This window comes from Paenibacillus sp. OK076 (assembly GCF_900110055.1).
Lineage (GTDB): Bacteria > Bacillota > Bacilli > Paenibacillales > Paenibacillaceae > Paenibacillus.
Map to the genome: position 1 here is coordinate 931004 of NZ_FOCH01000001.1, position 15186 is coordinate 946189.

Here is a 15186-nt window from a genome sequence, read left to right on the forward strand (position 1 = left end):
AACTCACCCTGTGTGGGACTACTTGAAACTATTCTGCGTCATGTCAATGAGTTCCCGACATACGTTATTTACATTTTCTGTCTCAGCGAGTGCAGTAGAACCCTCCAGCAGCAGGTTAAATTGCAACACTGCACGGTCGCTTGCGGCAGGATCAAGATTTTTGATCAAGGTCATCACATGTTTCTTATGCGCGTTGACAGTTTGTACGATGACGTTGTCTGGATCTCCGCCAAATTCCTCCTTGGCACGCAGAAACAGACATCCTCTTGACTCATGCTCCATCAACCAGCGTGCATGTCCTTCCGCCAGATTGAGGAATACGGGCTGCGCTTTGTTGTCGGCATACTGCCGCAGCTGCTCCAGATAGCGCTGTTCGCGCCGCCGAAGTACTTCAACGATGAGATCATCCTTGGAGTTGAAGTGATTATATAACGTCATGATGGCGATCCCGGCATCTGTGATGATTCGCTTCAAGCCGATAGAATGAAAGCCGTGCAGGTAGAATAATTCCTCAGCCACGTTCAACAGCATTTCCTTTTTACTGCTCATAAGAAGTAATACGCTCCTTTCAGAATGAGATAGAACGATCATTATACTTCTAAAATATAGAAAATGGCTCACATTGTCAAATGTTGTGAACCATTTCGATTTCCATTTGGTGGAGAGCATCTACCCATTCTGTGGGACATCCTGAATCTGTAATCACCATGGATATTTGATTAATAGGTGCAATCTGGGCGAAGGTGGAACGTCCAAACTTGGTATGATCCGCTACCAAAATGGCTTCCTCCGCACGCTCCATCATTTTGCGCGAGATGAGTGCCTCTTCGAGTACATAATCTGTGATCCCATCCGTTAACGAAACACCGCCTGCTGAGATGAACGCCTTGTTGACTTTGAATTGACTGAGCAATTCATGAGCAATGGGGCCAGTAGAGGCTTGTACGACCGGGGTGACTTCTCCTCCGGCGAAAATGATTTTGCCTGCAAATTCCTCCAGTGCACAGGTAAGAATGGGGACGGAGTTGGTTATGACGGTCACCTGAGACCGATGTCGCAGCTGTCGCATGATCTCCAGCGTTGTTGTGCCGTTGTCGAGCATTACGGTCTCTCCATCCTCAATCAGAGAGGCGGCTGCCACGCCAATGGCCTGCTTTTCGTTCAGTTGAAGCTGCGCACGCTTTTGAAAAGGGGCTTCGATCATGCCTGAACGTACACGTACAGCACCTCCGTATACTTTGCGCAATTCGCCTTCCTTTTCAAGTCGGTCCAGATCCCGCCGAATTGTCTCCGTGGATACCTGGAACAGATCCGCGAGAACCTGTACCTGAACCTTGCCCTGGGTAGCAAGCTGGATAAGAATGGTGTGTCTTCGTTCTTCATACGTTAAAGACATGGGTCGTGCCTCCTGAAGTTTCGATTCTAAGTTCTATTTAGTTTAGAGTTGTGAGATAGTGTGGATTGTTGTTGTTTTAATAGTTTAAGTTGGAGAGAAGACCTTGTCAATTTTGAAATGCTAACGAGGAGAATATTCTGTTCTTAATATGTATTGACAGTAATATGATGTGGCGATAAGATCATATAAAACAACGAAAAACCACAACAAACAACATTGGAATTTTAATCCATAGTACATGGATCATCAGGGAGGAAAAAGGGTGAAACGTCAGCTTGCTTTTCAACAAAATGGGACATTCAAAATCGTGCAGTTTACAGATCTACACTGGAAGGACGGGCGACCTGAAGATCTTCGGACCCGGCAATTGATGAAAACGGTCATTGAAGCGGAACAGCCTGATCTGGTTGTATTTACAGGCGATGTCATCTACACGGGACCGGTTGATCCTGGCAATAAGGAATGTGAACACCCGCAGCAGGCATTCCGGGATGCCGTGTCGGTAGTGGAAGAGCGTGGTATTCCGTGGGCTTTTGTGTATGGCAACCATGATACAGAGAATCGGATTACCCCCGATGGATTAATGGATGTGATTCAGGAGCATGCGCATACCGTGACGGAACCGGGACCGCGTGAGATTGCGGGACTAGGCAATTACACATTGGAGATTGCCGGAGCGGATGGCCGTCCGGCAGCAGTGTTGTATTTACTCGATTCAGGGAGCTATTCCCGGTTCGAGTCCGTTCCCGGTTATGGCTGGATTCAGCCCAATCAGATCCAGTGGCTGATGTCTGAATCCACACGCGTCAATCCCGGCCGCAGCCGCGGGGAGAAGCTCCCAGCCCTGGCGTTTTTCCATATCCCGATTCCTGAATATCAGTCCATGTGGGACACACAGATCTGTTATGGCAGCAAGTACGAGCCTGTCTGCTCTGCTCAAGTGAACTCGGGTCTGTTCTCTGCACTGCTGGAGATGGGCGATGTGATGGGGACCTTTTGCGGACATGATCATGTGAATGATTTTCAGGGGACTTACTACGGTATTCGACTCTGCTACGGGCGTTCGAGTGGACACAGTACATATGGAAGGGAAGGCATGCTGCGCGGAGGACGGGTCATTCAATTGCAGGCGGGACAACGAGGCTTTGATACCTGGCTTCGTCTGGAAGACGGATCGGTCGTGAAGGAACAGCCAGAACATCAACCTGAGAGCACTTCGGCACATTAGAGAATATAGAAGAGCAAGGCATTAGAGAGGAACGTTTGAATTATGATTTTACCTATAGTTCTGGTGCTCGCTTCCGGGATGGCTCACGCTGTCTGGAGTATGTTCACCAAACGCAGCTTAAACAAAAGTGTGTTTTTATGGTCCATCATGATGATTCCGACCGTAATACTGCTGCCTGTGCTCATCGTGGAGTTGGTACGGGAACCATTATCCATGTCAGCCTATGCGCTGCTTGTGTTATCGATGGCACTGCAAGCCTTGTATTCCTGGCTGCTGTCGCAGACGTATGAATTGGGCGATTTGTCGCAGATTTATCCGATTATGCGGGGAACGAGCACCTTGCTGGTGCCATTGATCGGTGTTGCTTTTCTGGGGGAAACGTTATCCATGTTTGGCTGGCTTGGTATTGCCTGCATGATTGTAGGATTTACGGTGCTGAGTGGTGTGGGAAGCAGAGACGGCAAATCTGGCTCAAGGGTAATAGGATCTAAGCCGGTTCTGATGGCCTTATGTGTCGGGTTATGTACAACCAGTTATGTGTTCGTGGACAAATTAAATCTAGAGCATATTTCACCCCTGTCGTTACTTGAAGTGACGAACATTGGCTTTGTTGCCGGATTGACTCCGGCTCTGCTCGCTTCCCGCCAACTGCGTCAGGAGTGGCAGAAGAATCGATCAACCATTATGCTTGGAGCACTGCTGAATCCGGGCTCGTACTTGTTGTTCCTGTTCGCATTGCAGCAGTCGCCAATGGCCAGACTCGGCCCGCTTCGGGAAGTAGGAACCGTATTTGCGGCCTTCCTCGGTATTTTGTTACTAAAAGAACAGCAGGGGAAGAAGCGGATTCTCTGTTCCATCGTTATTTTTGGCGGCATATTGCTGATTGGCATGTGGGGTTAATGGAATTCCAGTATTTGGAGATATGGTGTATACTCATGGTTAATGAACCGCTTTCATGAGGAGGATGAGCCATTGAACGTGCACCGTTTGGAAGATATTCATTTTCGTGATCCCTACATACTGGCTATACCATCGCGCAAGAAATATTATTTATACGGCTCTATCGGTCAAAATGTGTGGAATGGCCCAGCCATCGGTTTTGATGTCTATGAGAGTGAAGACCTGATCCATTGGAGTGGTCCTTCCCCCTGCTTCCGTGCACCTGCGGACTTCTGGTCCGATCACCACTATTGGGCCCCGGAAGTCTATGAATGGGAAGGTCGCTTTTATATGTTTGCCAGCTTCAAGGCGGAAGGTGTTCCGCGGGTAACAGGTGTGTTGGTGGCTGATCAGCCGGAAGGACCTTTTGAATTGTGGTGTCGCTCCCTGACGCCTCCCGATTGGGAATGCCTGGACGGTACATTGTATGTGGACGATCAGGGTGATCCATGGATGATCTTTTGCAAAGAATGGGTGCAGGTGGAGGATGGGGAGATGTACGCGGTACGTCTGAAGCCCGATCTGAAAGGAACGATAGGCAAACCTGATCTGTTATTCAAAGCTTCCGAAGCGTCATGGTCTGTCGGAGGTGGAGAACAGCGAAACCGTTATGTCACGGATGGTCCGTTTCTATATCGCATGCAAAATGATGAACTCGTCATGATGTGGTCCACATCCGGTCAAGACGGTTATACAATGGGGCTGGCCCGCTCGCTGTCCGGCAGACCGCAAGGTCCATGGAAGCAGGATGACAGGCCGTTGTTCGCCAATAATGGAGGACACGGGATGTTGTTTCGAACGTTCGAAGGACAACTGTGCCTCACCATTCACGCTCCGAACAATCATCCGAATGAACGACCCGTTATTTTCCGAATGCAGGAGAAGAACGGACAACTGACGCTTATGGATAATCCAATGTAAATGCTGAAAATGCAGATCACGTATTCGGAAAAGGCACTGTTCTAATCACTTAATTAACTCTTCAATTCATCCCCTCAGGGTAAATGATCTTAAGGAACATCTGTTCAAGATGAGCTTAGGATGACTGCCCGAGGGGATTTGTTTATTTTATCGCAGGTACTCAAACATGATATATTGGAAGGAACAACGTGTCGATAATGTAAAAGGGAGTAATGATAGCTCTACAATGAAATGAACAGAGTGATGGGGAGAGACTTATATGCTGCATGAGGAAAAGTTGATCCAGGCGATTACGGAGCATGAACCATTAATGCACGACCTGCGGCGGGTTCGCAGTCTGGATTTGCCTCAGTGTTACATAGGTGCGGGGTATATTCGCAATTATATCTGGGATGTGCTTCATGGCTATCCTCTACGCGAACTGCACAGCGATATTGATGTGGTTTACTACGATACGAAAGACATACGTGAGAAAAGGGACTTGCTGCTGGAACAAGGGCTTCGCGAGCAAACAGGCAATTCCAAGTGGTCGGTGAAAAATCAGGCGAGGATGCATCTGCGCAATGGAAATAAGCCCTATCAATCCACAGAAGACGCTCTTCGATATTGGCCAGAAATCGTCACAGCCATAGGTGTGAGGTTAGATGAACAGGGTCAGGTGCGTATCTGTGCCCCGCATGGGCTGGAGGATCTGTATGCGTTAATCGTACGCCAAAGTCCGTTTTTCTCGGATGCAGACTACTATAATCAGCGTGTAAAAAAGAAATGCTGGCAACAACAGTGGCCCAAGCTCACGATCATAAAATCCTGAATCAAGGGCATATGACGGAAGTGAAGGCCCAAGAAGGAGTGTTACTGGATTTATGAAAAAGTTTATACGAGAAAAAGGCCTAATCCTTGATCTTATTTTCATTGCATGTTTTGTGTTCTTTCTGGTCTTCTGGGGCTGGAACTTCGCAGTGAAGTTTTATGGCATGATCACTGTAGTCTTTATCGTGTTAAGGCGGATTGATTATCAAAAGCATATTCTCCTAAAACGCATTCTGCTTACCGGCTTCGGGATCGTTGCGGTTTCATTCGTCATTATCGAAGCCCTTGTGTTTACTCAGCTTAACGCGAATGATCCGGAAGAAGCGGACTATGTCATCATTCTCGGCTCAGGCATCAAAGGAACGGAATTGACATTGACTTTGAAACAAAGGCTGGATGCCAGTCTGGACTATATCCGCAGTCATCCTCAGACGCCAGTGATTGTATCCGGCGGGCAGGGGCCGGGGGAATCCATTCCGGAAGCGCTCGCCATGAAAAACTACCTTGTTGATCAGGGAATCAGCCCTGCGCAAGTCATTATGGAAGATCGATCGACGAGCACCCAGGAGAATATGGCTTTTTCCAAAAAAATCATTGATGCATCCGGGCTGGAGCATCCCAAGATCATGATTGTCACAAGTGATTACCATATGTTCAGATCCAAGTATCTGGCCGCCAAGAACGGTTACGCCGCCGAATATGGTATATCGGCTCCTTCACCGGGTTATCTGAAACCGATCAATATGATCCGGGAGTATTTTGGGACAATCAAAGCATTACTCTATCTGTTAACGCGATAAACCCGAGAAGGTTTTTCAGTTTACGACGTATAAATTAAAATAGGCAATGCCTCACTCTTAAACGAGTGGAGCATTGCTTTTTTTGTTATCTAATATCTTTACATTCTGAAAAGTATGGAAAGGAAAATATGAGGGTAACTGCGATCGAAAAATGATTTGAGGGCAAAATATTCATTGTAAGATCTATTCGTTCAACTTCCGCTTCGTCGAAATCGTGGATGTCCCTCTCCCTATCGGTTGAAGCAGAGGGTTGAGCCCTAACGAACATGAGAGGTGTTATTAAGGAGTTTAAAGTATTCTGAGAAGGCTAAGGAATCTGAGACACGCTATATCGGAATTTAGGGCTGTTAATAGCGTTTTTTCAGGGCATTTTTAGGAAATAACACGTCTGAAGTTCCTTACGTTTGAAAAAGAGGGTTTAGAGGCCAAATAAGACGTCTTATGTTCCTTAGGAAAAGAAAATGCTTACACATCTTAAATAATCTTTAATAATCCTACATATTATGTTTGCTTACTGATCATTTATAATGTGCTTACATGCAGACAGCCACCGACGCCAAGTAGCGTAAAGGGCTGTCTTTTTGTGGTGAAAAATACCAATATTCTGAAAGGATCTTGTACAATGAGATGGTTGGAAGACTGAAATAGAATTGGGTGGTGACTTGAAAGAGAGGGTGTTACGATGCTATTTAAGATCATTTGGTGTGAAGTAGAAGAGCAGCATCAAAAAGCATTTTATTCGGCGCAATCCAAGTGGGGGGAACTAATCAAGGCACCGGGTTTTGTGATGCAACGAGGTGGCTGGAATCTGTTGAACCCCCGGCAAGCTGTAATCCTGGCGATATGGGGCACCAAAACTGCTTATGACGAATTCATGAGGTCGACTCATGATCAGCTGATAAGCAACAACCGTCAGATAGATACATACACGTCTATCAGCGTTTGTTTGTACTCTGCTAACGTAAATAATATGTTTGTCTCTCAGGCAGAAGCATCACATCAATTCTACGTTTATAAATGCACAGAATCCGGGACTTTGTTAGATGCTACAATACCTGATGGGCTTTTATTACAACCGTATGATCCAGACGCATCCATGAGTTTTGTCGGATGGAAACCACTGGACGGTGTGCCTGATGGGATGCAATGGGAGGCAGGCTTTACAACAATTACGGACTGGAATGTATCAAGAGTAGAACCATAAGGAAGGAGGTAGTTAAATTTGAAAACATACATATTATTATTTGAAGGATACGTATCCTTTGAGATTATGTTAGCCAGCTATTTTATGAAAACGCAAGGAGACATCATAACGGTGGCGTTGGAAAAGGGACCGTTACAGTCATATGAGGGATTTTCAGTTAATCCCTCTGCTCTACTAAATGAGATTAATCCGTCCGAAGTGGACCTTTTCATCATTCCCGGAGGAGATGTTACGGCAATGCTGCAACGTCCGGACTTGATGTACTTCATCAAAGAACTTCATGAGCGCAAGACGCCCATTGCAGCCATCTGTGCAGGAACATTATTGTTCGGTCAAGCGCAAATATTGGACAGCAGATCATTTACGACTAATGCTGAATCCGAGATGAGAGCAGTCACGGGCCAAGGGCAATATGTGAATGAAGGCGTTGTTGTTGATGGACATATCATTACAGCCAAGGCGAGTGCTTATGTGGATTTTGGAATCGAAATCGGTAAAGTGATGAATATCTATTCAGATGCTGAAGATCTGGAAGAAACGATTCAAGTGTTCAAATATTTCAACGCCAAATCATGATATAATATACGTCATTAATAGAAGAACGATGTAGGAGTGAATGATCATTACAGCATATATGTTACCTGCTCTCTATGAGCAAAAGAAAGTTTCAGCGCATGACATGGAAGAGATTGTACGTCTGTTGGCACACGCACCATTACTATATGATGACGGGCGGACAATTCAAGTTCAGGACTTCATGGAAGGGTTGGAGATTGAGCTTGAGCATGAGGTGCGGCGCGCAGTCATCGAGTTGTATGAACTGGCTGTGCAAGCTTGTCGTCCCTTCTCCGAGTCATCTGCTTATGAGCAGCTTCAGGATGCACTTGGATTACAGGCCGAACTATGGCAGGCAGAAGTGCTGACGCTTGCCGAATGGATGGAATGGTTGAAGCAGATCGGTAAAGGACAAAGAAAACTGCCTGATTACAATTTTACAGCCATGCTGGGGAATTTGCCTGAAGGGTTCATGATTCATGATTTCCATGATGAGCTCATGTATCAGTTGGAGCAAAACCCATCGAATGCATGGGCGATCGAAGAACGCAATCGCTTATACGCAGCCTTGGGCGCAATTTAAAATCAAACAAAACGGTCGCAGATGGTGTTAGTCCTATATAGCGTACTTGCTTTACCCAGTATGGGGAAATGAGGGGATACCGTGAAAAAGGTTGTGTTGGCGGGTGGAACAGGGTTTGTAGGTCAGGATTTTGCCCAAAGATTCAAGAAGCTTGGGTATGAGGTGCTCATTATCTCACGCCAGCCCGGTCATATTGCCTGGGAGAACCAGGCTGGAATTATACAGGCACTTGAAGGTGCAGAATTGCTGATTAACCTGGCCGGAAAATCCGTAAACTGCCGTTACACGGACGAGAACCGCAGAATCATTCTGGAATCCAGAACACGCACAACCCGCATTTTGGGCGAGTCTGTTCTGGCGTGCAGCAATCCTCCTGAACTATGGATTAATTCAAGCACGGCCACCATATATAGACATGCAGAAGATCGCCCCATGACGGAGGAAGAGGGCGAGATTGGCTCCGGATTCTCGGTAGATGTCGCCAAGGCGTGGGAAAAGGCTTTTTTTGAATTCAGTCTGCCGTCTACACGTCAGATTGCATTACGGATTGCCATTGTGCTGGGAGATGGTGGCGTCATGGAGCCGCTGACCAATCTGGTCCGCTTTGGGCTGGGTGGATCACAAGGGCCTGGAACCCAGCAGTTTAGCTGGATTCATATAGAAGATTTGTTCCGCATGGTGATCTATGTTCAGCAGCATCCGCAGCTGGAGGGTGTATTTAATGCGTCCTCTCCGCATCCTGTTACGAATCGCCAGCTTATGGAGAGTCTGCGGCGGCAGATGGGAGTTCGGATTGGACTTCCTTCACCTCGCTGGATGCTGGAACTGGGAGCGCGATTCATTCGGACCGAAACAGAACTGGTTCTCAAAAGTCGCTGGGTGATTCCCGAAAGGCTGGAAAGAGAAGGATTTACATTCAAATATGATACGCTCGATCTTGCACTGGCCGAGATTTTGAAGTAAGGAAATGAATCAACGTGATTGAATAAAAAAGATAACACATCGGAGGGGCAGAGATATCTGCCCTTCTGCTGTATTTTCTGCACTTCGTCATGGCGTTTAGGCAGGCGGGGTGAAGTGTAATTTTCATTTAGATATGTTCGACTAAACATTCACTGGATAACAGCGATCGGAAGGTTGTTCTGTCATCGGAGTTTTAATGTAAGTAAATATTCATTAGTTGTACTTATATCGATCAGTCAGAAGAAGAGAAAGAGGTAGGTCATATGCAGCTTAGAAGAGTGAGAATTGTGGGAACAGGCAAGTACTTGCCTGAACAGGAAGTAACCGACGAGGAGTTGGATCACCGTTTGCAGGTGCCTGCGGGCTGGGTCAGCAAAGCAACAGGTGTAGGTGTTCGCCATTACGCTTCGGGGGGAGAGACCTCTTCCTTCATGGGAGCGAGGGCTGCTGAAGCCGCACTAGCGGATGCGGGATTGACGTTCACAGATATAGACTGCTTGGTGTGCACGAGCGGTACGAAGGAACAACCTTTACCCAGTACGGCGGTATTCATTCAGCAGGCGATGGGGCAGCAGGATTCAGGGGTACCGGCTTTTGACATGGATGCGACTTGCTTAAGTTTTCTGAACGGGTTGGATGTTATCTCCTATATGGTGGATGCCGGGCGTTATAAAAGGGTGCTGCTTGTAGCTACAGAGATCGCTTCGAAGGGATTGAATTGGTCGAACAAGGAAAGTGCTGCCCTGTTCGGTGATGGAGCGGCTGCTGTCATTATTGAACGATCCGCTGAGGGAGAGTCTTCGCAGATTGTACATGCTTCGCTGAAAACGTACAGCCGCGGCGCACGCTTCTCGGAAATTGCCGGTGGAGGCACTCGTCTACCTGCCTCGACTTATAGGGAAGATCAGCCGGAGCCCTATCTTTTTCATATGGATGGACAGGCCATCTTCCGTATGGCTTCCAGGTTATTGCCAGCATTTATGGACGATATGTTGCAGGCAACCGGTAATCAGATGAAGGATTTTCAATTGGTGATTCCGCATCAGGGAAGTGCCATGGCGATGAGGCTGATCCGTAAGAAGCTGGGAATCGAAGAGGACCGTTTTATGGACATTACACGAAATCACGGCAATACCATTGCCGCTTCCATTCCAATGGGGCTGCATGAAGCGATCAAGCAGCAGCGCATTCAGAGGGGAGATCGGGTGCTAATGATCGGTACAGCCGCCGGATTATCACTGGGAGGACTTATTTTTGACTACTAGATTCACGAAGAATGGACATCAATCATCCACGTCCTTAAATGTGCTGCTCACAGGCGGCCGGGCTCCGGTAACCCTTGATCTGGCGCGTATGCTTCATCGTGCGGGTCACCGGGTTTACGTCGCGGAGAGCGTGGTGCGTCATTTGTGCAGATTGTCCAGTGCGGTGGAGCAATGCTTCATGGTTCCATCTCCACGTCATGACACAGAGAATTACTTGTTAGAGATGGAGAGTCTGGTTCAAGCCTGGCAGATCGACTTGTTGATTCCGATGTGTGAAGAAGTTTTTTATATTGCTCAAGGAGCAGAGCGGCTGCGTGATCACTGCCGTGTACTTGTTTCGCCTATAGAGCAGCTGCATGAATTGCATCATAAATATCACTTTATCCAGCTTGCAGAGTCGCTTGGCCTTTCGGTTCCAGATACCCGTCTAATCAACAGTCGGCAGGAATGGATGGAAGCGCAGGCTGATCTGGAAATAGAGGGGGAATGGGTATGGAAGCCCGTATATTCCCGTTTTGCTGCCAGAGTTCGTATGCCGATATCCTCCACAGCAGACTTTGATGGAGGCGCACCTGAACCTGATCAGAAGATATACGCGGGTAAAATGAAGCAGCACCGTTTACAGAATGATCCTCCTGGTGACATGGAAATATCCTCGGCTTCCCCTTGGGTAGCGCAGGCTTATGTTGCCGGGCAAATGTTATGTACATACAGCGTAGCTTATGAAGGGAAAATCGTTGCACATACGACCTACGACAGTCGCTATCGAACGGGCAGCGTAGGGGCGAGTGTTTTTTTTGAACATGTGGAACATGAAGGGATTTACGAGTGGGTAAGGCAATTTGTACAGGCGACAGGGTTTAGCGGGCAGATTGGTTTTGATTTTATTGAAACAGAGGACGGACAAGTGTATGCCATTGAGTGTAATCCGAGGGCGACCAGTGGAATCCATCTGTTTCACCCTGGTGATGGTTTGGTACGTGCTTTAATTGCACCTGAAGAACTGGTGAAAGCAGCAAAGGTAATCGTCCCTAAGCAAGGAAGCAAAGCGATGTTGATGTTTCCGATGCTGGGAAGTGGATTGCAGCAGCTCTGGGGGAAGGGCAGCCTGCGGACTTGGATGACAGCTTGGCGGGGAACGAGGGATGTGGTGTATATGAGACACGATGTGAAACCTTTGTTTGAGCAATTTGCAATTGTACTATCCGCCTGGCGGCTGGCAAGGGAACATAAGTTTTCGCTGACTGAAGCTTTGACTCACGACATAGAATGGAACGGTGAACAACGATGAATAGAGCATTGGTTACAGGAGCAACCGGATGTCTGGGCAGGCATCTGGCGATACGGCTTGCAGAGCAAGGCTGGCAAGTTACTGGTATGGGACGCCAGCAAAGGCACGGTGCACAGCTTGAGGCAGCAGGCATTCGCTTTTATAACGGAGATATACGAGATCAGGCGGCGGTGAATGAGGTCTGTTCGGGTCAGGATGTTGTGTTTCACTGTGCGGCGTTATCGTCGCCATGGGGCAAATACCGGGATTTTTACAGCAGTAATGTGGAGGGGACACAGCATTTGGTGGACCGTTGCATGAAAGGTGGCGTACAGCGCTTCATTCATGTATCAACACCGAGCTTATATTTTAACTACAGTCCGCGATATGACATACATGAGAATGACCCCTTGCCATCCAAACCAGCCAATCATTACGCTGCCACCAAGCGGCTTGCTGAGCAAGTGGTTTTGAAGGCTCATACTAATGGACTTCCATCGATCATGATTCGTCCGAGAGCCATTTTTGGCCCGTATGACCAGACCCTTTTTCCCAGAATCGTAGCAGCAAATGCAAAATCGGGTGTACCTATGATCGGAGGCGGACAGGCACTTATTGACCTGACTTGTGTGGATAACGTGGTGGATGCGCTGTTGTTATGCCGGGATGCCAAGACAGAAGCGCTGGGTCGTGCCTATAATATTTCCAATGGAGATCCGAGACCGTTCCAGGATCTGGTGAGCACGTTGTTTGGCATGCTGGAAATGCCTTTACGCCGTCGAAACATTCCCTACAGAGCAGCATACGGAGCAGCCGGAGTGCTGGAACGTGTACATCGCTTGATTCCTGCGTTAGGAGAACCTCAATTGACTCGGTATACGGTTGGTTCGTTATCGATCCCGCAGACGCTGGATATTACGGATGCCCGCGAGAAGCTGGGGTATGTGCCTCGGTTGACCATTGATGAGGGGTTACAACAATTTGCAGACTGGTGGAGGGCTGAATCATGCTGACAACAACCTCGGTAAAACTTCATCTGGGCGCAGCAGGTTACTGCACACATCCGGAGTTTCTGACGCTGCGTGGTGGAAGTTTGCGTCCGGTGGCCTTTCCGGCCGGCTTTGCGTGCATCATTCATCCTGTACATGGTCCGATTCTGCTGGACACGGGATATAGCTCCCGTTTTTTCAAGGAAACCGCTCATTTGCCAAACGCGCTGTATCGTCACATTACACCTGTGGTCTATCGTGAAGAAGACAGTGCGGTACATTTTCTGGCCCGTATAGGGTTGAAAGCTTCGGATATTCGGTACATCATCCTCTCGCACTTTCATGGGGATCATATTGCAGGTGTGCGGGATTTTCCACAGGCGCAATTGATCTACCTGCCAAGAGCCTATGACGCCGTGCGTTTACTTGGCCCCATTGCGGCTGTAAAGGCAGGCTTTCTGTCCGGGCTGCTGCCAGAGGATTTTGATGCGCGATCATTACCTGTTACGAAGCAGCCAGAGCGATGGGTGAGAGCGGGTGAGGATTTTCCTTTTCCCGAGGTATACGATATTTTCGGTGATGGCAGTCTGCTGGGTGTTGACGTATCGGGTCATGCGGAAGGCATGATGGGAATTTTGCTCAGTACCGAGTCGCATGATTATTTTCTGTGCGCGGACGCCGTGTGGTCGAGTCGTGCTTTTCAGGAAAAACGCAGACCTCACGCACTCGCTGGAATCATTATGTCGGATCGTCAGGTGTATCGAAGAAATTTTGACAGACTGGTTCAGTTGCATCAGCAGTTTCCGGAGATACGGATTGTGCCCAGTCATTGCCGTGAAGCGCTGAATGCTTGGGGTATAGGGGCTGAGGATGTATGAGTAATACAATGCGTATTGTCTATCATTATGCACTTGCACGGGGATTGAGAAAATGGAAAACACGAACGCAGCTTGAACGCTGGCAGGAACGCCAGATCATTCGGCAAGTGGAGCGGGTTCGTAAAAAGTCGCCTTTTTACCGGGAGTGGTGGGGTGACGTGGATGCATCCAACTGGAGAAGCTTTAAGCTAATTGATAAAACGATCATGATGCAGCATTTCGATCGGCTCAACACGGTTGGCATCTCCAAGGACGAAGCGATGGCTCTCGCCGGGCAAAGCGAGGAAACGCGTGATTTCAAGCCATCCGTTCAGGGTGTGACGGTAGGATTGTCCTCAGGCACATCGGGCAACCGGGGGTTGTTTCTGGTGAGTGATCAGGAGCAGGATGCGTGGACAGGGACTGTGCTGGCCAAGCTCCTGCCTGGCGGACTGTGGAAGCCTGCCAAAATCGCCTTTTTTCTCCGGGCCAACAGTAATCTGTATGAATCGGTGCAGCGGGGGAAGCTGCAATTTCAATATTTTGATCTGTTAGAGCGTGTCGATACTTTGGTTAAACGTATGGAAACATACCGACCTACCGTATGGGTAGCGCCGCCCTCCATGCTGAGAATGCTGGCTGACGCTTATACGTCTGGCACATTGACCACTGTACCGGACAAAATCATTTCGGTTGCTGAAGTGCTGGACCCGCTGGATCACAAGGTGCTGGAGCATGTTTTTGGACAAACGATTCATCAGGTGTACCAGTGCACGGAAGGATTTCTGGGCGCAACCTGTAGCTTCGGTACGTTGCATTTGAATGAAGATATCGTTCATATTGAAAAAGAGTTCATTGATCCCGCGACCCGGAGGTTCGTGCCTGTGATTACGGACTTCTCCAGAACCTCACAGCCGATAATCCGGTACCGGCTGAACGACATTCTGACCGAGGCAGCGGTTCCTTGTGCCTGTGGTTCTCCATTCACTGCCATTGAGCGGATCGAAGGTCGCTGTGATGACACGCTTTATTTTCCACATCGACAAACGGGCGAAGCCGTACCTGTATTTCCGGATTTTGTTACGCGTGCGGTGATTGCGGCCTCTCCGGCTATTGATCATTATCGGGTCGTACAGCGAGGTAATGGGATGTTGGAAGTATTGCTTCGGCTTGGAGGAGGAGAAGGGATGCAGCAGGTGGAAGCCGATGTGCAGCGGGAGCTGATGAAGCTTGGAGAGCGGCTGGAATGCATCGTACCCGAGATCCGATTCGTTCCTTATACGTTTGAACCGGGAATAACGAAGCTGCGCCGAGTGGAGAGACAGCACACTTGAATGAAGCGTATGTGGATAGTGGTAACGAAAATAAATTCACTAAATTACGAAATTCATGAAATCCACCTAGGG

General features: G+C 48.2%; 16 protein-coding genes. 14 read left to right on the forward strand and 2 right to left on the reverse strand.

All coding sequences use genetic code 11. From position 1 onward, the window contains the following. Positions 1 to 18: 18 nt before the first annotated feature. Both BMY78_RS04340 and BMY78_RS04345 read right to left on the reverse strand, forming a co-directional pair. Positions 19 to 549, reverse strand: coding sequence for a TetR/AcrR family transcriptional regulator (locus BMY78_RS04340; protein WP_090895021.1), 531 nt, complete (start codon positions 547 to 549; stop codon positions 19 to 21). Positions 550 to 625: 76 nt separating this feature from the next. After that, positions 626 to 1396: a DeoR/GlpR family DNA-binding transcription regulator gene (locus BMY78_RS04345; protein WP_090895024.1), complete on the reverse strand. Its 771-nt coding sequence runs from the start codon at positions 1394 to 1396 to the stop codon at positions 626 to 628. A gap of 262 nt (positions 1397 to 1658) precedes the next feature. On the opposite strand from BMY78_RS04345, the gene BMY78_RS04350 reads away from it, so the two are divergent. From BMY78_RS04350 to BMY78_RS04415, 14 genes are all read left to right on the forward strand, one after another. Next, complete coding sequence (locus tag BMY78_RS04350) at positions 1659 to 2624, forward strand: metallophosphoesterase family protein (protein WP_256221953.1); 966 nt, start codon at positions 1659 to 1661, stop codon at positions 2622 to 2624. Between the two features lie 42 nt (positions 2625 to 2666). After that, complete coding sequence (locus BMY78_RS04355; RefSeq protein ID WP_256221954.1) at positions 2667 to 3524, forward strand: DMT family transporter; 858 nt, start codon at positions 2667 to 2669, stop codon at positions 3522 to 3524. Positions 3525 to 3602: 78 nt separating this feature from the next. After that, entirely contained in the window at positions 3603 to 4484 is an 882-nt protein-coding gene (locus BMY78_RS04360; protein ID WP_090902025.1) for a glycoside hydrolase family 43 protein, read from the forward strand. 259 nt (positions 4485 to 4743) lie between these two features. Beyond that, positions 4744 to 5295 carry a nucleotidyltransferase family protein gene (locus BMY78_RS04365; RefSeq protein WP_306459223.1) on the forward strand — a complete coding sequence of 184 codons (552 nt, stop codon included), beginning with the start codon at positions 4744 to 4746 and terminating at the stop codon, positions 5293 to 5295. A gap of 52 nt (positions 5296 to 5347) precedes the next feature. Then, on the forward strand, positions 5348 to 6094 hold the full coding sequence (locus BMY78_RS04370) for a YdcF family protein (RefSeq protein WP_090895031.1): 747 nt from the start codon (positions 5348 to 5350) through the stop codon (positions 6092 to 6094). A gap of 682 nt (positions 6095 to 6776) precedes the next feature. Then, complete coding sequence (locus BMY78_RS04375) at positions 6777 to 7298, forward strand: DUF4937 domain-containing protein (protein WP_090895034.1); 522 nt, start codon at positions 6777 to 6779, stop codon at positions 7296 to 7298. An 18-nt stretch (positions 7299 to 7316) separates the two neighbouring features. Further along, positions 7317 to 7874 (forward strand): DJ-1/PfpI family protein, encoded by a 558-nt coding sequence (locus tag BMY78_RS04380; RefSeq protein ID WP_090895036.1) that lies wholly within the window; start codon positions 7317 to 7319, stop codon positions 7872 to 7874. A 40-nt stretch (positions 7875 to 7914) separates the two neighbouring features. Further along, complete coding sequence (locus BMY78_RS04385) at positions 7915 to 8436, forward strand: hypothetical protein (RefSeq protein ID WP_090895038.1); 522 nt, start codon at positions 7915 to 7917, stop codon at positions 8434 to 8436. A gap of 81 nt (positions 8437 to 8517) precedes the next feature. Then, complete coding sequence (locus BMY78_RS04390) at positions 8518 to 9399, forward strand: TIGR01777 family oxidoreductase (RefSeq protein ID WP_090895041.1); 882 nt, start codon at positions 8518 to 8520, stop codon at positions 9397 to 9399. Between the two features lie 263 nt (positions 9400 to 9662). After that, positions 9663 to 10664, forward strand: coding sequence for a beta-ketoacyl-ACP synthase III (locus tag BMY78_RS04395; RefSeq protein WP_090895044.1), 1002 nt, complete (start codon positions 9663 to 9665; stop codon positions 10662 to 10664). Further along, positions 10654 to 11955, forward strand: a complete 1302-nt coding sequence (locus BMY78_RS04400) for an ATP-grasp domain-containing protein (RefSeq protein ID WP_090895046.1) — start codon at positions 10654 to 10656, stop codon at positions 11953 to 11955. Before BMY78_RS04395 ends, BMY78_RS04400 begins: the two co-directional genes overlap by 11 nt. Continuing rightward, positions 11952 to 12947, forward strand: a complete 996-nt coding sequence (locus tag BMY78_RS04405) for an NAD-dependent epimerase/dehydratase family protein (RefSeq protein WP_090895048.1) — start codon at positions 11952 to 11954, stop codon at positions 12945 to 12947. Before BMY78_RS04400 ends, BMY78_RS04405 begins: the two co-directional genes overlap by 4 nt. Continuing rightward, positions 12941 to 13801, forward strand: a complete 861-nt coding sequence (locus BMY78_RS04410) for an MBL fold metallo-hydrolase (RefSeq protein ID WP_090895050.1) — start codon at positions 12941 to 12943, stop codon at positions 13799 to 13801. Before BMY78_RS04405 ends, BMY78_RS04410 begins: the two co-directional genes overlap by 7 nt. Continuing rightward, on the forward strand, positions 13798 to 15114 hold the full coding sequence (locus BMY78_RS04415; protein WP_090895052.1) for a F390 synthetase-related protein: 1317 nt from the start codon (positions 13798 to 13800) through the stop codon (positions 15112 to 15114). Before BMY78_RS04410 ends, BMY78_RS04415 begins: the two co-directional genes overlap by 4 nt. The last annotated feature ends 72 nt before the right edge of the window (positions 15115 to 15186 follow it).

Excerpts from the sequence above, each read along its gene's own strand:
- BMY78_RS04415 (WP_090895052.1), top strand. The coding sequence starts at position 13,798 with ATGAGTAATACAATGCGTATTGTCTATCATTATGCACTTGCACGGGGA.
- BMY78_RS04405 (WP_090895048.1), top strand. The coding sequence starts at position 11,952 with ATGAATAGAGCATTGGTTACAGGAGCAACCGGATGTCTGGGCAGGCAT.
- BMY78_RS04345 (WP_090895024.1), bottom strand. The coding sequence starts at position 1,396 with ATGTCTTTAACGTATGAAGAACGAAGACACACCATTCTTATCCAGCTT.
- BMY78_RS04365 (WP_306459223.1), top strand. The coding sequence starts at position 4,744 with ATGCTGCATGAGGAAAAGTTGATCCAGGCGATTACGGAGCATGAACCA.
- BMY78_RS04355 (WP_256221954.1), top strand. The coding sequence starts at position 2,667 with ATGATTTTACCTATAGTTCTGGTGCTCGCTTCCGGGATGGCTCACGCT.
- BMY78_RS04340 (WP_090895021.1), bottom strand. The coding sequence starts at position 549 with ATGAGCAGTAAAAAGGAAATGCTGTTGAACGTGGCTGAGGAATTATTC.
- BMY78_RS04395 (WP_090895044.1), top strand. The coding sequence starts at position 9,663 with ATGCAGCTTAGAAGAGTGAGAATTGTGGGAACAGGCAAGTACTTGCCT.
- BMY78_RS04375 (WP_090895034.1), top strand. The coding sequence starts at position 6,777 with ATGCTATTTAAGATCATTTGGTGTGAAGTAGAAGAGCAGCATCAAAAA.
- BMY78_RS04370 (WP_090895031.1), top strand. The coding sequence starts at position 5,348 with ATGAAAAAGTTTATACGAGAAAAAGGCCTAATCCTTGATCTTATTTTC.
- BMY78_RS04385 (WP_090895038.1), top strand. The coding sequence starts at position 7,915 with ATGATCATTACAGCATATATGTTACCTGCTCTCTATGAGCAAAAGAAA.
- BMY78_RS04410 (WP_090895050.1), top strand. The coding sequence starts at position 12,941 with ATGCTGACAACAACCTCGGTAAAACTTCATCTGGGCGCAGCAGGTTAC.